This is a genomic window from Campylobacter gastrosuis, assembly GCF_030249845.1.
GTDB lineage: Bacteria > Campylobacterota > Campylobacteria > Campylobacterales > Campylobacteraceae > Campylobacter_A > Campylobacter_A gastrosuis.
Window position 1 is genome coordinate 1 of sequence record NZ_JANURM010000022.1, and the last position, 20,853, is coordinate 20,853.

A 20,853-nucleotide genomic window follows, 5' to 3' on the forward strand; every position below is an offset into this window, starting at 1 on the left:
GTTCTTAGCATATTTGAGATTTCATCGCCAAGGGCGTTTGTAACCATTTCAACCTCGCCTTTTGGGTTTTGGATTTTGCTTGTGAAATTTGAGTTTCGGTAGCTGTTAAAGACCTTTTGAATCTCGTTTAAATCAGAGCCGACTTTGAGTTCAAGCGTGTCAAGCATCTTATTTAGGACGTTTTTAAGCTCAATTAGCCCCGGATTTGCTGGGTTTTGAGTAATTCTAGCTTTTAGGTTGCCGTTTTCAATTTGTTTTGCGGTATCAACCGACTGACTTACGGCTATGTTGTCCTGATTTGTGGATTGTTCTACTTTGGCGATGTTTTCGTTGATTAGGGTTGCCATTACGCCTAGCTCATCGTGCGATTTTATGGTTAGTGGTTTTGCTTCTTTGGTCTTGAAATTTAAAAAATCAAAGAAATTTTTAAGTCCGTTTGCGATCTGGTTAATATCATTTACAAGGCGTTTGCCAATAATAAATGAGAGCAAAATCACAACTAAAATACAAAATCCAATGCCAAACCCAGCTTTAATTAAATTCGTGTTTGCAGTGCTTTTTAGGGCGATTGCCTTGTCTTTTATGTTTGAGTAAAGCGAAATTTCATACACTCTAACCTTGTCAATTAGCGATGTAGCAAGTGCAAACCACTCGTTTGGTTTGTAGTTTGTAGCTTCGCCAAAGCCAACATTTAGCGTGTCTTTTAAAATTTTATCCACTTCTAAATACTCGCTCGTGTTTAAAATTTTCTCACTAAACTGCTGGGCGACTGATTTTTCGTTAAAGTCTAAGAAGTCGTTTTTTAGCTTTTGTAAAATTCCAAAAAGCGTATTTAACTTGTCGTGGCTGGTTTTATCCATTATGCCTTTGGCTAAAATTCCATTTAAAGTAGCCCTTGTAATGCCTAAAAATTCCTTTAAATCGCCAACTACGATTGCCATTTTAAAATCATCAACCAAGCTTGGGTCTAGGCTTGAAGTGTAGGCGTTGATGAGTATGTTTTCATCTCTGATTACCTTAGTAAAAGATGCAGCCGCACCCCCCCCCATAGCATCAACTTCGCTTCTAACGCCACTGACTCTCTCTTTTAAATTTTGTGATAAAAAGGTCAAAGTCTTGTCGGTTAAAGCCCTTTGTTCGTTTAGTTTCTCGCCATTTTTTACGCCATTTACAAAGGCAGCACTAAGCCCACGCTCCTTTTGAAACTCGTGGATAAAGTCGGTGTGATGAATGATATCATCAACTAAAACCGCGCTCGTTTCGGCTTCTGTGCGTTTGTTTAAAAAGCCGTTTATGGTGTAAATGCTAAACAGCAAAAGGCTAAGCACACTACTTAGCACCACTAAAAGCATCTTCTGCTTTATGCTTAAATTGTTCATAAATACTCCTTAAATCATACTGGTTTCTTGCACTTTTTTTATAAAATATTTTGCATTTTCTACTGGGATATCAGGTAAAATTCCGTGTCCAAGGTTAAAAATATGAGGCGTGCTTTTCATCACGGATAAAATTTTATCAATGCCCTTATCAATTGCCCTTTTTGAGTAAAGGCGTGTTGGCTCCATATTGCCTTGAAGGACGTATTTTGGGCTTAGTTTTGCCTTTGCAAGTTCAATCGGAGTGCTCCAATCCACGCCAAAAACGTCAAAATTCCCGCTAATTTTATCTAAGTATCCGCTTATGCCTTTTGGAAAGACGATGACTGGGACACTTGGGAATTCACGCTTTATCTCATCAACGATTTTTAAAATATAAGCCCAGCTAAACTCAAAAAACGCACTCTCTTCAAGTGCTGCTGCCCAGCTGTCAAAAATTTGGATAGCATTTACGCCAGATTTTATTTGCATTTTGGCATATCCTATACAAGCGTCAGTAACCTTGCTTAAAATTTTATGTAAAAGCTCTGGATTTTCATAGAGCATTTTTTTACAAATGGCGTAGGTTTTACTGCCCTGACCCTCTATCATATAGGTTGCAAGTGTCCAAGGAGCTCCTAAAAAGCCAATTAACGCCTTATCATCTGCTAAATTTTGCCTAGTTAGCTTAATCGTATCATAGACGTAACTTAAATCCTTAACCGCTTTATCGCTATCAAGGGCGTTTAAATCGTCTAAATTTCTAATAGGTTTATCAAAAACTGGTCCCTCGCCCTTTAAAAATTTAAGCTCCATACCCATTTGCAAAGGGACAACCAAAATATCGCTAAATAAAATCGCCGCATCAACGCCTAAAATTTCAACTGGCTGAATGGTAACCTCACTAGCCTTTTTGTAGTCCTTACAAAGCGATAAAAAATCCCCAGCAGCCGCACGAACTTGCATATATTCTGGTAGATACCTGCCAGCTTGACGCATCATCCAGACTGGCGTGTATGGGGTTGGTTTTTTTAAACAAGCATTAATAAATATCATAAATGTCCTTTAAATTTTTGTCAAATTATACAAAACAAACGCTGAAAATTTTAGTAAATATTTTTTAAAAATATATTTTTATAAAAATAAACTTAAAATATAAAAAATATTTTGTAAAAAATATCTTTTGTATAAAAAATTTTACAAAAATAAGCATTTTTTATACAAAAAATTCTATTTTTTATTTTAATTTAATAAATAAAGTTATATTATTTTCCAAATAAGCTTATTAACAAATCCAAAATAAAGGATAAACAATGGAGTTTTTACAATTAGTTTTATTCTTTATCTCGGCTCTTGTGATGTATATAAGACCTGAGAAAAAGGGAGTGGCGGTGTCTTGTGCGATTGTTGGATGTGCTTTGTTAGTCGTGCTTGAATTTTATGTGAATTTGTGGGTTGTTATGCCTATTGGAAATTTATAAGGAGTCTAGTATGCAAGAGAGTGAAAAAAGCTTTTTTAACCTTATGTCACTAGCTGTCATAGCGCTTATACTTTTGCCAGTTGGTATAGCTTGTGTCGTGCTTGGTTTTGGTATGGGCGATAGTCCTTGTGTTATGTGCTGGGCTGAGCGTATTACGATGATAGCCATTGCGTTAATTGCACTTTTGATGGTTAGATATGGTATTAAGCGAAGCTATCTAGCGGCTCTTATACTTATGGCGTGTTGGGGGCTTTTTAACGGATTTATACATTATAGTATAGACGGGACATTTGGTGGATACCTTGATATAAAGCAGGGTTTTGGTTTGGAAATTTTAGGCGCACATACTCAGTTTTGGGTAATGGTTGTTGATTTTTTTGTGCTTGTGTTTTTAGCAATTATTTTGCTATTTAGTAAAAATTTAGGCGCCATAATGCAAAAATCTGAAGAGGGTAAATACGGCAAATTTTTAGCCTATCTGCCACTTGGTAAATTTGCAAATTTGGTATTTTTAATAATAGTTGGCGCTAACTGCATTCAAGCATTTATAACATCAGGACCACCACCTTATTTTGGCTCATCTACACCACCTCGTATGAGTATGGATACTAGCAAGTGGTTTTGGGAGATGGATCACTGGCAAAGCGGATTAGATTTTAGATTTGACTGGAACCCAGAGCTTCCAGATCTAGCAAAGTAAGGAGCAAACAATGAAAAAATTGGTTACATTCGCACTTAGTGCTATCTTTGCTTTTGGCTTTGATTTTAATCCCGACTTTAATGCTGGTGCCGTAAAAAACGTCAAAGATTTAGGCGCCCCAAGTCAAAAGATTACCATAAAACTAGAAAATGACAACGCGCTAACTGGTGCGGATTATGACGCTAAGAGTGGGAAATTTGCAGTATCTTCAAATGACAATGAGTTTTACATACTAGATGCAGACTTTAAACCGCTTAGATACGGCAAACACGACAGACACTTTATAATGGAAATGGAAGATAGTGTAGGTGCTACTTGGTATAAAAACGAAGTATCAATCATAAGCTATAACAAAACATTTGTATCATACGAGCCAGTTGATATCAGCGATAAAGATGAGCAAAATAGCCAGTGGCGACACCTTATAAGCGGATATGATAAGTGGAGGCTAAATGACTTTGGCAACAAAAATCGCTTCTTTACGCTTAGAGCAAAACAGCAGTTTATACTTGACTTTGACTATGATGAGGCGAGTAATAAATTTTTAATCGCTTCTGTGCCAAATGATGTTAGATCTAACTGGTCGGTTGGAGTTTTTGACGGCGATGATAAGATGATTTTAGAGGAATTTGTGCCAAGTTTTGGTGCAAATTTGCAGATAAAAGATAATAGAAATTTAGATGATTACTATATCACTGGCATTGAGTTTAGCGGGGATTTTGCCTATTTGCTTAGCAAAAACTATTCAAGCATTTTAAAGCTAAATTTAGCCACAAAACAAATTGATGAAGTTTTTGGTTTTAGCGGTGTTTTAAACCCAAGAGCTATCACGATAAAAGATAATAAATTCTATATCTTTTCAAGAGAAGGTAAGCAAAATTTAGTTTTTGTTTTTGAAAAATAGACCTTAAAAAGGAGATAAATATGCAAAGACGTTCGTTTTTAAAAGGTGTTGGTGCAGGTCTTGCAGTTGCCGGAACTGCTCCAACGCTGTTTGGAATGGAGCAGTATGAAGTGGATTTTAATCCAAAATCATACAAGGGCGATGAAAACGTAGAGTATCATCACCTAACCTGTCCTAGAAACTGCCGTGACGCGTGTGCGTTAATCGCTGAGGTAAAAGACGGCAAAATGGTTGGCATAAAGGGCGATCCAGCTCATCCGCTTACTCAAGGAACCGCCTGTGTTAAGGGTCATACTTACGCTATGCACCTTTATAACCCAGATCGCATTATGTATCCGATGAAAAGGATAGGTAAAAAGACTGAGGGCAAATGGGAGCGCATAAGTTGGGATCAGGCTTTAAAAGAGATAGCCGCAAAGCTTACTGATATAAAGGAAAAATTTGGCGGCGAGGCATTAACTGAGTTTGTTTATTCAGGCAACGAAGGACATATCTCAAAGACTATCTCAAGTGGAAATTTCTTTGAAAAATACGGCGCGACTAGGCTTGTTAGAAACCCTTGCGACTGGCCACGATATGCAGGAACTCCTAGTGTTATAGGGACTGACTACTCAAAAGACGCGCTTGAAGTAGATGAGTCAGATATGTATATAAGCTGGGGTTCAAATGAATCATACACCGCTGTTCACTGGGTTAGATTTGCTCACAGGGTTAAAAAAAGAGGTGGCAAGATAATCGTAATAAACACTATCCGTGTGCCTTTGGCAAATCAAGCTGATATGTTTATACAGCTAAAACCATCAAGCGATCCAGCATTTTGTTTGGCGGTTTGTAAGGTTTTAATAGAAGAGGACCTTTACGATCACGAATTTGTAGAAAAATACACTATGGGTTTTGAGGATTTAGTTAAAGAGTGCTCACTATACACTTATGGCGAACTTGCTGATATGTGTGGCGCTAGTGTTGATCAGATCAAAGTTTTCGCACGTGAATACGCTCACGCAAAAGCTCCTGCTATTATGCACGGGGACGGCGGACAAAGGCACTTTAATGGTGCAAGACTAGTGCGCGCTGTTACGTTTTTGCCTGTATTAACTGGCGCTTTAACTAAACTTGGTGGGGGACTATTTTGGGCTTATGTTCACGTAAAAGGGTGTTTTAACTTTGATAATTGTATGCCTGACTTATCGCCAAAAGATAAAAATGGCAACAAAATTCAAAGACAAGAGATTAGCTATGTTGAGTTTGGAAAAGGGATACAAAAAGAGGGTGCGACATATCTTGACAAGCCAGTTCCAGTGCCTATAAAAGCCTGTATCCACTATAACTCAAATATGATGGTTGTCGCGCCAAATACAAATTTAATCAAAAAACGCATTATGGACGATGACTTTTTCTTGGTGGTTATAGACCCTTATGATATAGATACTTGTGATTATGCTGACTATGTGTTGCCTGGCGTTACATTTATGGAGAGCGAAGATATACAAAATGACCAAATTTCAGGCTATGTTTGCTACAACGCACAAAGCGTAAAACCTCTTGGAGAGGCTAAGACAAATTTAGAGTTCTTTAACGCTCTTGCAAAGGCTATGGGTTATACAGAGGAGTGCTTTAACTGGGATAGTGAGACTGTTTGCAGACGCTTTTTGGATACAGAATTTGCTAAAAAGCAAAATATCACCTATGAAAAGCTTAAAAAGATTGGTTGGATAAAACCTCACAGAACGCCTGAAAGTATGAAAGATCAGTTCCCATACTACCCTTACGCGCCAAAAGATAAGCTGGTATTTGGAACGCAAAGCGGCAAATGTGAGCTTTATTCTAAGACGTTTAAAGACGCTGGATATCATCCTGTTATAGATCTTGGCGATGACTGGGATTACTATAACCAAAAATTTGGTAAAGATTACGTCAAAAAATATCCGCTTTATTTTATGACTCCAGGAACACAGCTTCAAGATAACTCAAACTGGGGAAATATGCCATACATAGTAAAACGTGTTATCGTAAAAGGAAACGCTGAGCTATTTATGACAAAAGAGGATATGGACGCTAGGGGCATTAAACACGGCGATACGGTTGAAGCGACAAATGAGAAAGGCACAGCGGTATTTACAGCGATAGAAACAAACCAAATGCAACCTGGAATTTGCTATGCTTGGAATAACATTTGGGTTAAAGTAACAAAGTCAAGAACAGGTGCGAATATGCTTTGTTCTGACGGCGTAAGCGATCTTGGCAACGGCTCTACTTATACTGCTACGTTTGTAGAAGTTAAAAAAGCTGCCAAACAAGAAGTAGGAGCGTAAAATGCAAAAGAGAAAACTTGGATTTTTATTTGATTACAATTTTTGTATAGGTTGTTTAGCTTGTGAAGTATCTTGTCAGGTTTATCACAACCAACACCCAGATATAAACTGGCGTAAAGTGGATAATCTTTTGATTAATGAAGATGGAATTTCAAAAGACATTTTCATCTCTCACTCTTGCCACCACTGCGACAATCCAGCTTGTATGGACGTCTGCCCAGTTGGAGCTTATATCAAGCTAGATAATGGCGTAGTTCAGCCACTTCACGATAAGTGCATTGGTTGCGGATATTGTATGCTAGGTTGTCCTTATGGTGCGATTAATAAAGGCTTTGACGGCAAGGCTCAAAAATGTAATCTTTGTGCAGAAAAGCTAGAGCGAGGCGAGCAACCAGCTTGTGTTGAAGGCTGTCCGTGTGGGGTTTTAAAGCTAGTTGATACCGATGTCAGCGATAGCGCAGGTATGAATAAAGAGATGCCAGGCTTTAAGCACTTCTTTACCAAGCCAAATATTCGTTTCTATCCTAGAATGAAGCGAAACGAATTTATCCACTAATAAGGATACAAAATGGAAATTTTAGCTCAAAACACTATAAAAAATAGTCTTTTTGTAGAGGATTTTTTAAGGCGTATATTTTTACAAGAGCTTAAAAAACAAGAATTTAGCGAAATTCTAACGCTATGCGAGGAATTTGAGCCTAAATTTAAAGAACACGCTTTTATAAAAGAGCTTTGCAAAATCTCTACAGATGATGTATTGCTTGATGATTTAAGATATGAGTTTAACAGACTTTTTGTCGGTCCTCGTCGCCCAAAAGCGCTACCTTATGAATCCACATATTTTGATTATAAAAATATGTTTGGCACACAGACTTTTGAGGTTAGGGCGTTTTATAAGAGAGCGGGACTTAGGGTAGATGATGAGCAGTTTGATAAATTTCCAGATGACTATATAGGATTTGAGCTTCAATATCTTTATTTTATGAGTTACAATATGCTTGCTTACGCAGATGATGATAAGGCAAAATTTGAAGAACTAGCAGAGCAAAAAGCGGAGTTTGTGAGTTTGCATACGATGTGGTTTAGAGATTTTGCCAAGGCTTCATCAGAAGCTACAAAGCTTGTTGTATGGAAGTATTTTGGGGAGTTTTTAAATTTATACCTTGAAAATGAGATTATAAATTTAGCCCCATTTAGTAAAAAGTAAAAAGGAAAGACAATGTTACAAAATACTTGGGGATGGCTGATTGTCATCTATCTATTTTTGGGTGGTCTTGGCGCTGGGGCGTTTGTGGCTTCGGCACTTGCGTATAAGGGAGTTTTTGGCAAGATAAATGAGAGATTTTATAAATTTGGATTTTTACTAGCGCCAGTTGCTGTTGTGATAGGAACGGCACTTTTGTTGCTTGACTTAGCACCAAGCGCAGCCATAAATCCGCTTAAAATCATAAATTTATACACCGAGCCTACATCTATGATGAGCATAGGAACGTATCTGCTTACATTTTTTATAATCGTAAGTGCTCTTGTGTATTTTAAAGCGTTAAAAGAGGGCAAAATTTGCGATCATATGCTTATACTTGGTATCGTTTTAGCTTTTGGCGTTATGGGTTATACTGGACTGCTTTTGTATGTGGTTAAGGCAATTCCACTTTGGGCTAGTATCTGGGTGCCTGTGATTTTTGTCATATCAGCGCTCTCAACTGGCACAAGTGCGAACGCTATCGTTACTTTAAACGCCGGACATTCGCTCACTCATAGCGTGCATAAATTTCACACTATCTTAGTGGCTTTTGAAATTTTTGCGATTATTATGTTATTTGGTATGGTTAGTGGCGAGGCTGCCGGTTTTGCTAGTATTAAGCACATAACTGCTGGAAGTTTGGCTTTTGTATTTTGGATAGGATTTGTAGGACTTGGTCTAGTTGTGCCACTACTTGGCGGTGCAAATTTATTTTTAAATAGAGCTTGTGCTACTAGTGATGGCAGTGTATGTCAAGTGGAGGCAAAAGGCAGTGTCGCTAGTGAAATTTGCGTGTTAGTAGGCGGTTTTTGCCTAAGAGCATTTATAATTTTTGGTGCCTTTTACATTTTTTAGGTTTCCCCTTTAAATTTAGTAAGGTAGGGTATAATAGCCCTACCTTTTTTTATGGAGTTTAGCTTGAAGTTTAGTCTATTTAGGGAGCGTAATTTTGCAAATTATAACTTTTTTGAAGCAGATGAGAAGAGTTATAAGGATTTTATAAAATTTGCATTTGACGAGTTTAGGCTCAAAAATGCCGACACTCCTTGGTATTTAGCCCTAGATGACAAGGCTTTTAACTCATATCCAAATTTTACACAAAAGCACCAAATTTGCATATCTCACGTGGATTTTAAAGATGCGATTTTTCAGTTTAGAATTAGCTCCGAAAATAGCGTAAATTCGCTAGGTTATAGGCTTTTTATAAACCTTGATGGCGCTCATAAAGATTTTGTTAATAGTGATATCACGCAAACCGATAAGGTTGTCATTAAGATAAAAGATGAAATTTTAAAAGAGTTTGACTGCCTCTCAAAATGCGGTTGGTGGATAACTGACATTTGGCGTGATATGTTTGAGATAAAGCAAGACAGCGATAGTTTTGATTTTATAAACGAGATTTTAAATCACGATTATACGGCTGAAATTTTAAAAATCAACCAAACCCTTTTTAACGCACAAATTAATGGCGAGTTAGATGAATTTATAAAAGAGCTTAAAAAGCAAAAATGATTTAAGGAGCGTAAAGCCCCTTAAATTTACTCAAAAACGGCTATTTTATTCGCTCCGTTTTCTTTTGAGGCGATATAAAATTTACCATCTTTAATCGCTAATGCGTGAGCGTCGTTTAATCCGCTAAATCCATACGCTTTGATGATTTTTCTAGTGCGCAAATCAAGCTTTAATATGCTTGAATATTGTTTTGAGAGTAGGTATATAAACTCGCCGCTTGCGTCCATACCTGTTATGTAGTAATCATCTAAATTTCTATCTTTTTTAACGGCTAAGGTTTCATCAAGGCTTGGTATAAATTCCGTAGATAGCATATTATCAGAGTCTGAAAAGCTAGCTACGCTCCAGCTTGGCTTTATATCATCAGGCACGGTGGCGATAAAGAATTCTTTGTAAAATTTAGAGTAATCCCAAGATAAAATATACTGCTGTTTGGCACGTATCGTATAATAGCGGTCTTTAAAATCAAGCGTGTAGTCTTCGTATCCTTTTAGCAAGTATCTCCACGCCTTATTCGCCTCGTCCTCGCTTTGTTTTGGGGCGTGTTTAAAAAATTGATACGTTTTATTATAGCTCATCATACCGATTGAGCCGTTGTAAAAGCACGCGCTTACCGCATCTTCCATTTGGATTATCCAATCTTTAGTGCTTTTTAAGTAGCCGTTTATGCCCTTTAAATTTTCATCCATCGTATATAATTCAAGTTTAAGAGTGGCTATTAAAAATTTTTTACTCTCTTCATCATAATCAAGCCCGGTAATTGGCGTATTATCGTTTAGCTTGACATCAAAAATTCCCGTTTGTTTTAGCATAGTTATATTTTCTATCGCTCCGTTTTTAGGGTCTAAATCAAATTCATTGGCAAATAGTCCCATCGCAATAGTTAAAATCATAAAAATTCTTTTCATTATTTAATCCTTATTTAGGTAAATTAGGAAGTTTTGGGTTCCAGCTCTCGCGATAATCTATCTCAAAACCATCCCAGTGATCAAGCTCCCAAAACCATTTGCTAGGATCTACGCTCATTCTTGAAGGAGTGGCTGAGGCTAGATACGGCGGAGGACCGGCGGTAATAAAGGCTTGAATAAGATTAAGCCCCATTATAATCACGAAAGTAACAACCGCGATTTTACCCAGCGTAAAACTAGGCAAAACTTCGCCATATTCGCCATTTTCGCTCTTTTTCATTATAGAACCTACGTTTTTGCCTAAAAATAAAATAACTCCTAAAAATAAAAATATAAAAAAATGCACCACGACAACCCAAAACTGAGTATGCGCGCCTAAAATTTCAAGCCCGAATCCTTGCTTGATATCAAGATACCCTCCGTATGTGCCGTCTAAACTATAATGCGTAAATCCGTCGTAAAGTCCAAGGCAAGTAAGAAAGATGATTGAAGCTAGATATTTGACCTTAAAACCGTATCTAACGATAAGAAGCGCTACAAACGATACGGCGACCATACAAAACCTCTCGTGCCAACACATTATGCAAGGGCTATCTCCCATACCAAATCCAAGTATAACGCAGGCTATCCCAACAGGAAGTGCTACAAGCGCAAGTGCGGCTAGTGCAAAGAGATTGAAAAAATACTTCTCGTCATCGCCCCAAGTGGCAAGATTTTTATTTTGCATAATATCCTCCTAGAAATTTCCCATCGGCAAAACGGTAAATTTATTAACGTATGCCATCATAATCACGAGTATCGCTATACCCGCAACTCCAAATTTAAACACGGCGGACTTTTTCTCCGGTTTTAACCAAAGATAAATTCCAGCGATGAAAAACATCAAAACCATAAGGAATTCCATTTTGCTCTCCTTTACGTAAGATTTTATTTGTATTTAAAAATATACTGCTTTATTTATTAAATTTAAATAAAAAATCTATTTTATTATATAAAAAATAGATTTTTTATTTTTAATAATATATATAAAATGTATTTTTGTAATTATTTTTTATATATTAAAGTATTTTTTAATATATTGCTAATTAAAATGGAAGCATCTTAAATAAAATATAATAAAGGTTAAATTTTATATTTTAAGATGCTTAAAAATATATTTTGTGAGATTATATTCCGCAAGCGTTTCCGCTAGGGTAGGGCGTAAGTCCGTAGTCGGCGGATTCGACATTCCAAAAGTCCAAATTCGCACGACGCGAAAGCATATATTCAAACCCCTTTTGATTTAGCTCTAAAAAGGCTTTGAAATTCTCATTTTTTTTACACACTACGCCCTCGAAAAAATGAGAAAAATAAGTCGTATCGCCACTATCTTGCTGTAAAGATTGATTTAGCATAAGCTCCATATCGTTTAATATTTTAGAAAGAGTGTTTGCTGACTCAAAACGCCCGAAGCGGTTATAATAAGGCTCTAAGATTAAATCGTCTAAAACGATGCGTCTATCGCATTTTTCGCTGATTTGAGCGTATATGATTTTATAAAGTTCAATAGCTGCGTTTTGATTTCCAGAGCTTGAGCTAGATTCGCCTTCCACTACTACAAAGCCGTCTTTTACGCAGTATTTTTCATTTTTATAATAAAATTCCAAACTTGCAATCTCTTGCTCAAATCTCTTTTTTCTACTAAAAGGAATGTAGTCAAAAACGCCCATTTTATCAAGTATGGCAGAGCTTTTTACACCGCCGTCAAGTTCGTGTTGTATAAAATACCTAATAAAACTACCCTGCTCAGCCTCAAAGCTGTTTAGATACTCAATCTTATCAAGATAGTTGCAGCGATATAGTTTTACAAATTCTTGGTTTAAGGTTATCGTTATCTCATCTGGTATATCGCTGTATTTTTCGCTCTCTTTTGTGCTGATATGAGATATGATGTTTAGTGATTTTTCTATCTTGTCCTTGACAAAAATGCTAATTTTTACTTGCTCTAACTCGTGCAATCTTTTTATCGTTTCTGTCGCACTTTTTGTTATGTCGGTTTTAAATTTCTTAGCAAGTTCGGATTTTTTTATGCTAAATGAAAAGTCCATATTTTTTAGCTTATTTTGCGAATACAAAATGTAAAGACACTCCTCATAAAGCATAAGGTGCGAGTATGTCAAAAACACGTTGTCAATAACGATATTGTAGTAGCATCTTGTTATGGAGTAGCGTCTGTTGTTTTCTAAAAAATCGGTATATACTTTCCCGCTATTGTTTGGGTAAATTTTAAAAACGTCGTAAGATTCTAAAAAGATATTTTCCATAGTTTTATGCCTCTTTTTTGTAAAAATATTATATTTAAAAAACATTAAAAATTTTTAAAATTTTAAGTTTTGTGGTGCTAAAATAGACTAATTTTATTTTTTAAGGGGAGAAAATGAAAGGTAAAATTTTATGTTTGGCGATTGTATTTTTATCTGCTAATGCTTTTGCTCAGTTTATGCAAAAAGATACGACATCAAGTGGCGTAAAGATAGAAATTCTAACCCCAGTTGAAGTCGTTACAACTACCGATAAAACCGCAAATATCAAGATAAAAGGTGTGGTATCTGAAAACCACAAAACGCAAATTTTAAAAAGTATGAAAGAGCCACAAATTTATGCTACGTTTGATAAAGAGGACGATAAGAATTTCAAGATTATCAAAAATTTAGAAGATGATTATGGCGAAATTTGGTATGAAGTAGAGGGTGTTTATGAAGTTGATAAAAGTGCCATAACTAACGATAAAAACGCACTTTATGAGAGTGCAAAGAAAATTTACGAAGAGAGCTGTTCGGCTTGTCATAGACTTCACGAGCCAGAGAGCTTTACGGCTGCTCAGTGGCCAGCAAATATCAAAGGTATGGTTGATGCTGGATTTATCGCGCTTGATGAGAGTAGCTTAAATTTAGTCATAAAATTTTTACAACACAATGCGAAGAAAAGTGAATAAAAATCTTTTTATAGGGGAGAAAAATGAAAAGACGAAATTTCTTAAAGGCTTCAGTAATGGCGGCGACTACGCTTAGTGCAAGTAGGATTGAGGGCGTAAGTCAGACTATTTTTGATAACAAAAGAGTCTTTGGCGCAAATAGATTTGGGCTATTTTGGGCTAATCTAAACTCAGGTCAGGTCGTTTCTGTTGATAGTTTTGAGGGTGATAAATTCCCAAATACTATGAACTACTCTTTGCCTGACGTTGTTCAAAACGAAAACAGAGTGCTTTACCCTATGGTAAGAAAGAGCTACTTAAAGGCAAAAGGTCCAGCCAAGAGCGAGCTTCGTGGTAAAGACGAGTTTGTGCGTGTTAGCTGGGATGTGGCACTTGATTTAGCAGCAAAGGCGTTAAAAGAAAATTTTGATAAATACGGCAGCGAGGCGGTTTATGGCGAGTGCTACTGGTGGGGCGGTAGCGGTAAGGTCAGCTGGGGCAGAACGGTCGCTCACAGAATGCTAAAAGTGCTTGGCGGATATGTTGAAGAGAGTGGCGACTACTCAACCGGTGCTGGACTTGTCATAATGCCACACGTTGTGGGCAGTAGCTCGGTTTATGATACGCCTACAAAGTGGCGTGCGATCGCAAAGAATGCAAAAAATGTCGTATTTTGGGGCACAGATCCGCTTGTAACTGGGCAAATCTCTTGGGTACCACCTACACACGACGGATATTTGGGCTTACAGGAGCTTAAAAAATCAGACGCAAAAATTTACAGCGTAAATGTAATGGTAAATGAAACAGCAAAATACTTTGGCTCACAAAATTTAATCGTGCGTCCAAATACCGATACTGCAATGGCTATCGCAATGTGCCACTACCTTTATACAAACAACCTTTATGACGCTGAGTTTATCAAAAAATACACCGTTGGCTTTAATAAATTTAAAGATTACTTTATGGGTAAAAATGACGGCGTTGAGAAAAATTTAGAGTGGGCGTCTAAAATTTGCGGACTTGACGCTAAATCTATGGCGGATTTAGCCACAAAACTAGCCAAAGAGCCAAGCACGATAATAATTGGTCGCGCACTTCAAAGGGCTGATCACGGCGAGCTTGCATTCTGGTCGCTTGTAACGCTAAGTGCGATGCTAGGACACATCGGCAAAGAGGGGCTTGGCTTTGAATACAACCTTTATTACTCAAACGGCGCAACCGATAAAATCGCCCCAGCCCTAAAAGGCATAAGCACAAGGATAAGCGAGAAATACGACAGCGTTGATAACGCTCCGTGGCGAACGACAAAAAATATCACGATCCCGTCATCACGCTCAATACAGGCACTTTTAAATCCGGGCAAAGAGATAGATTATGACGGCACAAAAATAAAACTGCCACATATGAGAGTTGCGTATATGGCAAGTGGCTCGATGTTTACACGTCATCAAAATGTAAATAACGCCGTTAAAGCGTGGCGTAAATTTGACACCGTCATCACAGCCGAGCCATACTGGACTAGCACGGCAAAATTAAGCGATATAGTGCTGCCTGTTGCCATTGAGATTGAGCGTGATGACATAAACCAGACCGCTCCAACAGGCGAATATATCGTAGCAAACCGCCCAATTATAGAGCCAATGGGCGAGAGCAGAAGTGACTACTGGATCTGCCACGAAATTTGCAAACGCTGGGGCAGAGGCGATGTGTTTAGTGAGGGTAAAACCGAAAAAGAGTGGGCAAAGGAATTTTACGAAGACGCACAGGCACAAGCTAAAAATATGGGGCTAAATATGCCAAGTTTTGATGAGTTTTGGCAGGTTGGCTACGTGCAGTTTAAAGAGGATAAAAAAGAGAGCGAGTATTACACAAGATTTGCCGATTTTAGGGCTGATCCGGCTAAAAATAGGCTAGGCACGCCGTCAGGTAAGATTGAAATTTACTCGCCAGTGATTGCAAAATTTGGCTATGATGACTGCCCAGCACACCCAGCGTGGATTGAGCCGTTTGAGTGGCTAGGTAGCGATATTGCCAAAAAGTATCCGATACACGTTGTTAGTCCGCACTCACGCTACCGACTTCACTCTCAGCTAAATAACTCAATCATTAGAAATTTCGCCGAAGTTAGCGGTCGTGAGCCAATGCTAATAAATCCAAAAACGGCTGAAATTAGAGGCATAAAAACTGGCGATATCGTGCGAGTATTTAACGATAGGGGCGAGATTTTAGCAGGTGCTTTGCTAACTGATTTAGTGCAAGAAAACGTGGCGATAATATGCGAAGGTGCGTGGTATGACCCTGAAATTTGGGGCGAGAAAAGCCTTTGCCAACACGGCTGCGTAAATGTGCTAACAAACGACAAAGGCACCTCAAAACTAGCCCAAAGCAATACAGCTCACACGACTTTGGTGCAGGTTGAGAAATTTAAGGGCAAAATTTTGCCTATTAAGGCATTTTCAAAACCGCAAATTTTGCAAAATTTATAGTTTCTAGCCCCGCTTTGGGGCTAGGATTTTTCAAATTAATTGATTTTATTAAGTAAAAATCCAAAATTTTAGATATTTTGTCTATCAAAGCTTAAAAAATTTTACTTTTTATGAAAAAAATCGTTACATTTTAGTGATAAATTCGTTACATTTTATGGTAAAAACCCAAAATTTCGCTTTTTAATTTAAAACTAGCTTATAAATTTTAAGTAATTAATTAGCATAATGTTTAAAATACGATATTGGCTAAATTCTTAAAATCTAAAATAAACATTAATTTTTTAAATTAAAAAATATATTATAATTTCACAATTCATTTCACACAAGGAGAATAGTTTATGGCAACTAGAAAAGAACACGACTTCATCGGCGAGCTTGAAATAGACGATAGCGTTTATTACGGAGTTCAGACATTCAGAGCTGTTGAAAATTTTCAAATGACTGGCAGACGTTTAAGAGATTATCCGTTTTTTGTTAAGGCGTTTGCTCAGGTTAAAAAAGCAGCTGCTCTTTCAAACAAAGAAGTCGGCGTTTTAGACCCAAATATCGCAGACTACATAGCAAAAGCCTGCGATAAAATCATCGCTGGCGAATATGCTGACCAGTTTGTAGTTGATATGATTCAAGGCGGTGCTGGCACATCAACAAATATGAATTTAAACGAAGTTATCTCAAATATCGCACTTGAATTAATGGGACACAAAAAGGGCGAGTATCAGTTTTTACACCCAAATGATCACACAAATTTAGGTCAAAGCACAAACGACACCTACCCAAGCTCAATCAAAGTCGCCGCTTACGCAAAATTAAGCGATTTGCTAAAATCTATGGAGCTACTTCGTGATGAGCTACTAAAAAAATCAGATGAGTTTAAAGACATCATCAAAATGGGTAGAACCGAGCTTGAAGATGCCGTGCCTACCACACTTGGCAACACATTTAACGCATTTGCAAGTTACATTAAAAGCGACATTGAGAAGATAACTTACGCAAGAGAGACGATGAGCTACCTAAATTTAGGTGCGACAGCTATCGGCACTGGCATAAACTGCCACCCAAATTATAAAAATGTAGTTGATAAAAAACTAAGTGAAATTACTGGTGTAAATTTCAAACAAGCACCTGATTTTATCGCAGCTACACAAGATACAGCCGACTTTGTGTTTGTTAGTGGTGCTTTAAAAACAGCAGCCGTTAGACTAAGCAAAATCGCAAACGATTTACGCCTTATGAACTCAGGTCCAAGATGTGGTTTGGGCGAGATAAACCTACCACAAATGCAGCCGGGCAGCTCAATAATGCCGGGCAAGGTAAATCCAGTAATTTGCGAAGTCGTAGGCGAGGCGTGCTATGAGGTAATCGGCAATGACACGACAATAATGCTATGCTCTGAAAGGGGCGAGTTTGAGCTAAATGCCTTTGAGCCGGGCATCGGATATGCTTTATTTAACTCAATCACAATCCTTGAAAATGCAATGAAAACATTAGCACTAAAAGCGGTTAAAAATTTAACAGCAAACAAAGAAGCTTGCTTAAAATCAGTGCTTGGCTCTGTTGGTATCGTTACAGCCTTTAATCCGCATTTAGGCTATGAAAAATCAGCAAGCATCGCAAAAGAAGCCCTTGCAACTGGCAAACCAGTCGGCGAGATTTGTTTAGAGCGTGGCTATCTAACAAAAGAGCAAATTGATAAAATTTTAGAGCCAAAAAATATGCTAAATCCAAGTATGGTAAGGTAAATTTATATTAATGTAATGGTAAAAATATTATCATTACATTAAATTTTCATTTGAAATTTTAAAGGAGAAAAAATGGATATTATGCTTATCTTACAGCTTATCGTGCTGTTTGGTGGTATCTACCTTGGCGTTAAGCTAGGTGGTATGGGCGTAGGTTACGCTGGTGGTCTTGGAGTTGTTGTCCTTGCTATGCTTGGTATGAAAGTTGAGATGAAAGATATACCAACAGATGTTATCTTAATCATCGCCTCTGTTATCTCAGCTATCACAGCGATGCAGGTCGCTGGCGGACTTGATTATTTGGTGCAAGTTGCTTCAAAATTCTTACGCAAAAACCCAAAGCAAATCAACTTCTTAGCCCCTATCGTTACATATCTTTTAACGATTTTTGCAGGGACTGGACACACTGCTTTTTCAATGCTACCAGTTATTACAGAGGTCGCAAAGGGTCAAAATATCAAGCCATCAGCACCACTTGCCCTTTCTGTCGTATCATCACAGGTGGCTATCACAGCTAGTCCGATTTCAGCGGCGTTTGTTGCGATGACTGGCGTTTGTGAAAAGCTTGGCGTTAGCTATCCAAAGTTACTATTTATCTGCATATCTACGACTTTTATTGCTGTCGTAGCCACTGCTTTTATTGTCAATAAATTTTACAACCTAGACCTTTCAAAAGACCCAGTTTATCAAGAAAGACTAGCAAAAGGCTTGGTTGAAGAGATTAAGGATACAGAATACAAAGAGATTAAGCCTTATGCGATTAGGTCGGTGATTATCTTTGGTATTGGCGTTTTAGTTATCGTAGCTTACGCACTTGCTATTTCAAAGAGCATTGGACTTATTGAAAAGCCGATTTTATCACGCGATAACGCTATTATTAGCTTTATGCTTACCATTGGATTTTTAATTGTCGTTTTATGTAAGGTTGATACTGGCAAACTACTCTCAACTAGCACATTTCAAAGCGGTATGAACGCTTGTATCTGTGTTGTCGGTATCGCTTGGCTTGGCACGACATTTGTAAATGGACACATTGATGGCATTAAAGAGGTCGCTAAAAACGTGGTAACCCAGTATCCATTTGTCCTAGCAATAGCCCTTTACTTTTTAAGCTGTCTGCTCTACTCACAAGCAGCCACGACTCGTGTTATGATGCCAGCTGTTGCAGCCGCACTTGGTATGACTAGCCCTGAAAACGCACAGCACGTTTGGATTTTAGTCGCTTCATTTGCCGCTGTTTCTGGACTTTTTGTGTTGCCTACATATCCGACAACACTCGGTGCAATCGCAATGGATGACACAGGCACAACAAGAGTGGGTAAATTTGTAATCAACCACTCATTTTTTATTCCTGGCACAATAATGGTCGCTATCTCGGTAGCACTTGGCTTTGTTGTTGCGCCTATTCTTTTATAAAATATCCGAGAGTTTTGCTCTCGGACTTTAAAAATTCTCACAACTGCCGATTTAGTTTAAAATTTTAAAGGAGTTTAAAATGCAAATTAGAACGGACATTCAAGCAAACACAGCCTACAACAGCGTCAGTCTAAACGCCAAAAAGCAAGAAAACACCGAGATTAACGCAAATATGAACGCAAAACAGATCTCAAACGCCTATTTTATGCAGTTTAAAGAGCAGACAATTAGCCAAAGTAGCTCAAATTTCAACGCTCAAAACGCAGTTTTTGAAAATTTAGGCTTTAACGTGCCTGAAAATTTAATGCAAATTTTACAAGGCATAGACACAACATCGCTTGGATACAACGGCACTCCGCTTGATAAGCTAAGCAAAGATGAGGCAAAGGAGCTAGTAAGCGATGACGGATTTTTTGGCGTTACAAAAACTGCCGAACGTATCGCTAACTTCGTGCTAAGCGGTGCTGGCGATGATGCGGATAAGCTTCGTGCTGGACGTGAGGGGATTTTGCGTGGTTTTAAAGAGGCTGAGCAGATGTGGGGTGGCAAACTACCTGAAATTTCGTATCAAACGATACAAAAGGCAACCGACGCCATTGACGAGAAGCTTTCAAGCCTAAACGCAAACGTAATCAACACCACAGCGTGATAACTCTGACAAAATCAAAACAATGTTACGACATTGTTTTGATTGTTTGCGAGTTATAGTTAAGGGAGAAGTGCGACTTTGCTTCGCTTTGCTCGTTCTAAAAGCAGAATGCAAAAGAAGCCCCACCTTTAACAAAATGCAAAGTTCTGCTAAAAAATCACGTGAATTTTTATCAAAAAACAACATAAATTTTTAGTTTAAAATTTTAAAAATGCCAGAACGTAAAGCCGACTTGTCGGCGATAAAAACCTGTGCGAAGCACAGCAACGATAGAGCGTTGTCGTGGGGGAGCAGACGGCAACAAAAATGGTATTACGATACCATTTTTGTGGTCTGCGAGTTATAGCAAGGGAGAAGTGCGACCCTACTTCGCTTTGCTCGTTCTAAAAGCAGAGCACAATTCAAACCCCCTTCTCCCTTAAAGAAAAACAAACGACACTCAAAATAAAATGCAAAGTTCTACTGCAAACCAAGCCAAAAATTTACGTTTTTAAGTAACAAAAATTTTATTTGCGAGTTGTAACAAAAGCAACCCTACTTCGCTTTGCTCGTTCTAAAAGCAGAATGCAAAAGAAGCCCCACCTTTAACAAAATGCAAAGTTCTGCTAAAAAATCACGTGAATTTTTATCAAAAAACAACATAAATTTTTAGTTTAAAATTTTAAAAATGCCAGAACGTAAAGCCGACTTGTCGGCAATTAAAGCCTGTGCGAAGCACAGCAACGATAGAGCGTCGCCCTTGGGAGCAAACGAAAATCAAAATAATGTTACGACATTATTTTGATTGTTTGCAAGTTATAGTTAAGGGAGAAGGGGGTGACCCTACTGCGCTTCGCTCGTAGCTGCAAGCAGAACGCAATTCAAGCCCCCTTCTCCCTTAAATAAAACAAACGACACTTTTTAAATTTCAAGCGAAGCTCTATTGCAAAATAAACAAAATTTTAAGGATTAAAAGAATTTCTAGCAAACCAAAGTTTGCTAGAAATTTGTAGTTATTGTAGCAGTTTTAGGACATTTTGTTGCACTGAGTTTGCTTGGCTCATTGCGTAGCTACCCGATTGTGCCAAAATATTTCGTTTTGAGAAGTTTGCACTCTCAGCTGCAAAATCAACATCTCTGATTTGGCTCTCAGCTGATTTAACATTTACTTGTGTTACGGTTATGTTGCTAACGGTTGCAACAAGCTGGTTTTGAA

The 20,853-nt window shown here is 37.8% G+C and carries 21 protein-coding genes; 14 read left to right on the forward strand and 7 right to left on the reverse strand.

All coding sequences use genetic code 11. The features are described from left to right. Together NYG85_RS10575 and hemE are read right to left on the reverse strand one after the other, a co-directional pair. Nucleotides 1-1,379 (reverse strand): nitrate- and nitrite sensing domain-containing protein (locus tag NYG85_RS10575; RefSeq protein WP_284938553.1); only part of this gene is annotated, 1,379 nt, incomplete at its 3' end. Nucleotides 1,380-1,388: 9 nt separating this feature from the next. Then, nucleotides 1,389-2,411, reverse strand: a complete 1,023-nt coding sequence (hemE, locus tag NYG85_RS10580; RefSeq protein ID WP_284938555.1) for a uroporphyrinogen decarboxylase — start codon at nt 2,409-2,411, stop codon at nt 1,389-1,391. Between the two features lie 257 nt (nt 2,412-2,668). Between hemE and NYG85_RS10585 the strand changes: the two genes are divergently transcribed. The 8 genes from NYG85_RS10585 to NYG85_RS10620 all read left to right on the forward strand — a co-directional run bounded on the left by NYG85_RS10585 (nt 2,669) and on the right by NYG85_RS10620 (nt 9,507). Next, nucleotides 2,669-2,836: a hypothetical protein gene (locus NYG85_RS10585; RefSeq protein ID WP_169752659.1), complete on the forward strand. Its 168-nt coding sequence runs from the start codon at nt 2,669-2,671 to the stop codon at nt 2,834-2,836. A gap of 10 nt (nt 2,837-2,846) precedes the next feature. Further along, nucleotides 2,847-3,536: a disulfide bond formation protein B gene (locus NYG85_RS10590; protein ID WP_284938559.1), complete on the forward strand. Its 690-nt coding sequence runs from the start codon at nt 2,847-2,849 to the stop codon at nt 3,534-3,536. A 10-nt stretch (nt 3,537-3,546) separates the two neighbouring features. Next, nucleotides 3,547-4,440 (forward strand): hypothetical protein, encoded by an 894-nt coding sequence (locus tag NYG85_RS10595; RefSeq protein ID WP_284938561.1) that lies wholly within the window; start codon nt 3,547-3,549, stop codon nt 4,438-4,440. Nucleotides 4,441-4,460: 20 nt separating this feature from the next. Beyond that, the gene (locus tag NYG85_RS10600; protein WP_284938562.1) at nt 4,461-6,752 is read left to right on the forward strand and encodes a molybdopterin-containing oxidoreductase family protein; all 2,292 of its coding nucleotides are present in this window, start codon (nt 4,461-4,463) and stop codon (nt 6,750-6,752) included. A 1-nt stretch (nt 6,753) separates the two neighbouring features. Further along, nucleotides 6,754-7,308 carry a 4Fe-4S dicluster domain-containing protein gene (locus NYG85_RS10605; protein ID WP_169752655.1) on the forward strand — a complete coding sequence of 185 codons (555 nt, stop codon included), beginning with the start codon at nt 6,754-6,756 and terminating at the stop codon, nt 7,306-7,308. Between the two features lie 12 nt (nt 7,309-7,320). Beyond that, nucleotides 7,321-7,959, forward strand: coding sequence for a TorD/DmsD family molecular chaperone (locus NYG85_RS10610; protein ID WP_284938563.1), 639 nt, complete (start codon nt 7,321-7,323; stop codon nt 7,957-7,959). A gap of 12 nt (nt 7,960-7,971) precedes the next feature. Beyond that, complete coding sequence (nrfD, locus tag NYG85_RS10615) at nt 7,972-8,850, forward strand: NrfD/PsrC family molybdoenzyme membrane anchor subunit (protein ID WP_284938565.1); 879 nt, start codon at nt 7,972-7,974, stop codon at nt 8,848-8,850. 63 nt (nt 8,851-8,913) lie between these two features. Next, nucleotides 8,914-9,507 (forward strand): effector protein, encoded by a 594-nt coding sequence (locus tag NYG85_RS10620; protein WP_284938566.1) that lies wholly within the window; start codon nt 8,914-8,916, stop codon nt 9,505-9,507. Nucleotides 9,508-9,533: 26 nt separating this feature from the next. Here NYG85_RS10620 and NYG85_RS10625 read toward each other — a convergent pair whose 3' ends face one another. The 4 genes from NYG85_RS10625 to NYG85_RS10640 form a co-directional block, all read right to left on the reverse strand. Next, entirely contained in the window at nt 9,534-10,415 is an 882-nt protein-coding gene (locus NYG85_RS10625; RefSeq protein WP_284938567.1) for a hypothetical protein, read from the reverse strand. Between the two features lie 10 nt (nt 10,416-10,425). Next, on the reverse strand, nt 10,426-11,142 hold the full coding sequence (locus NYG85_RS10630; RefSeq protein WP_284938569.1) for a disulfide bond formation protein B: 717 nt from the start codon (nt 11,140-11,142) through the stop codon (nt 10,426-10,428). Nucleotides 11,143-11,151: 9 nt separating this feature from the next. Continuing rightward, entirely contained in the window at nt 11,152-11,319 is a 168-nt protein-coding gene (locus NYG85_RS10635) for a hypothetical protein (RefSeq protein ID WP_169752649.1), read from the reverse strand. Between the two features lie 262 nt (nt 11,320-11,581). Continuing rightward, the gene (locus NYG85_RS10640) at nt 11,582-12,718 is read right to left on the reverse strand and encodes a hypothetical protein (RefSeq protein WP_284938571.1); all 1,137 of its coding nucleotides are present in this window, start codon (nt 12,716-12,718) and stop codon (nt 11,582-11,584) included. A gap of 113 nt (nt 12,719-12,831) precedes the next feature. Between NYG85_RS10640 and NYG85_RS10645 the strand changes: the two genes are divergently transcribed. The 6 genes from NYG85_RS10645 to NYG85_RS10670 all read left to right on the forward strand — a co-directional run bounded on the left by NYG85_RS10645 (nt 12,832) and on the right by NYG85_RS10670 (nt 20,004). Further along, the gene (locus NYG85_RS10645) at nt 12,832-13,389 is read left to right on the forward strand and encodes a hypothetical protein (RefSeq protein WP_284938573.1); all 558 of its coding nucleotides are present in this window, start codon (nt 12,832-12,834) and stop codon (nt 13,387-13,389) included. A 23-nt stretch (nt 13,390-13,412) separates the two neighbouring features. Beyond that, a complete protein-coding gene (locus tag NYG85_RS10650) occupies nt 13,413-15,854 on the forward strand; it encodes a molybdopterin-dependent oxidoreductase (RefSeq protein ID WP_284938574.1) in 2,442 nt (813 codons plus the stop codon). A gap of 338 nt (nt 15,855-16,192) precedes the next feature. Then, nucleotides 16,193-17,593, forward strand: a complete 1,401-nt coding sequence (locus NYG85_RS10655; protein ID WP_284938575.1) for an aspartate ammonia-lyase — start codon at nt 16,193-16,195, stop codon at nt 17,591-17,593. Nucleotides 17,594-17,665: 72 nt separating this feature from the next. Beyond that, a complete protein-coding gene (locus tag NYG85_RS10660; protein WP_284938577.1) occupies nt 17,666-19,009 on the forward strand; it encodes an anaerobic C4-dicarboxylate transporter in 1,344 nt (447 codons plus the stop codon). Nucleotides 19,010-19,088: 79 nt separating this feature from the next. Further along, the gene (locus NYG85_RS10665; protein ID WP_284938579.1) at nt 19,089-19,658 is read left to right on the forward strand and encodes a hydrogenase-4 component G; all 570 of its coding nucleotides are present in this window, start codon (nt 19,089-19,091) and stop codon (nt 19,656-19,658) included. Between the two features lie 211 nt (nt 19,659-19,869). Further along, on the forward strand, nt 19,870-20,004 hold the full coding sequence (locus tag NYG85_RS10670) for a hypothetical protein (RefSeq protein WP_284938581.1): 135 nt from the start codon (nt 19,870-19,872) through the stop codon (nt 20,002-20,004). Nucleotides 20,005-20,650: 646 nt separating this feature from the next. Here NYG85_RS10670 and NYG85_RS10675 read toward each other — a convergent pair. Continuing rightward, nucleotides 20,651-20,853: flagellin (locus NYG85_RS10675; protein WP_284938583.1), on the reverse strand; the 203-nt coding region annotated here is incomplete at its 5' end.

Bases quoted from the DNA above. Each gene is read 5' to 3' on its own strand.
- hemE (WP_284938555.1), bottom strand. From the start codon at position 2,411: ATGATATTTATTAATGCTTGTTTAAAAAAACCAACCCCATACACGCCA.
- NYG85_RS10585 (WP_169752659.1), top strand. From the start codon at position 2,669: ATGGAGTTTTTACAATTAGTTTTATTCTTTATCTCGGCTCTTGTGATG.
- NYG85_RS10590 (WP_284938559.1), top strand. From the start codon at position 2,847: ATGCAAGAGAGTGAAAAAAGCTTTTTTAACCTTATGTCACTAGCTGTC.
- NYG85_RS10595 (WP_284938561.1), top strand. From the start codon at position 3,547: ATGAAAAAATTGGTTACATTCGCACTTAGTGCTATCTTTGCTTTTGGC.
- NYG85_RS10600 (WP_284938562.1), top strand. From the start codon at position 4,461: ATGCAAAGACGTTCGTTTTTAAAAGGTGTTGGTGCAGGTCTTGCAGTT.
- NYG85_RS10605 (WP_169752655.1), top strand. From the start codon at position 6,754: ATGCAAAAGAGAAAACTTGGATTTTTATTTGATTACAATTTTTGTATA.
- NYG85_RS10610 (WP_284938563.1), top strand. From the start codon at position 7,321: ATGGAAATTTTAGCTCAAAACACTATAAAAAATAGTCTTTTTGTAGAG.
- nrfD (WP_284938565.1), top strand. From the start codon at position 7,972: ATGTTACAAAATACTTGGGGATGGCTGATTGTCATCTATCTATTTTTG.
- NYG85_RS10625 (WP_284938567.1), bottom strand. From the start codon at position 10,415: ATGAAAAGAATTTTTATGATTTTAACTATTGCGATGGGACTATTTGCC.
- NYG85_RS10630 (WP_284938569.1), bottom strand. From the start codon at position 11,142: ATGCAAAATAAAAATCTTGCCACTTGGGGCGATGACGAGAAGTATTTT.
- NYG85_RS10635 (WP_169752649.1), bottom strand. From the start codon at position 11,319: ATGGAATTCCTTATGGTTTTGATGTTTTTCATCGCTGGAATTTATCTT.
- NYG85_RS10640 (WP_284938571.1), bottom strand. From the start codon at position 12,718: ATGGAAAATATCTTTTTAGAATCTTACGACGTTTTTAAAATTTACCCA.
- NYG85_RS10645 (WP_284938573.1), top strand. From the start codon at position 12,832: ATGAAAGGTAAAATTTTATGTTTGGCGATTGTATTTTTATCTGCTAAT.
- NYG85_RS10650 (WP_284938574.1), top strand. From the start codon at position 13,413: ATGAAAAGACGAAATTTCTTAAAGGCTTCAGTAATGGCGGCGACTACG.
- NYG85_RS10655 (WP_284938575.1), top strand. From the start codon at position 16,193: ATGGCAACTAGAAAAGAACACGACTTCATCGGCGAGCTTGAAATAGAC.
- NYG85_RS10660 (WP_284938577.1), top strand. From the start codon at position 17,666: ATGGATATTATGCTTATCTTACAGCTTATCGTGCTGTTTGGTGGTATC.
- NYG85_RS10665 (WP_284938579.1), top strand. From the start codon at position 19,089: ATGCAAATTAGAACGGACATTCAAGCAAACACAGCCTACAACAGCGTC.
- NYG85_RS10670 (WP_284938581.1), top strand. From the start codon at position 19,870: ATGCCAGAACGTAAAGCCGACTTGTCGGCGATAAAAACCTGTGCGAAG.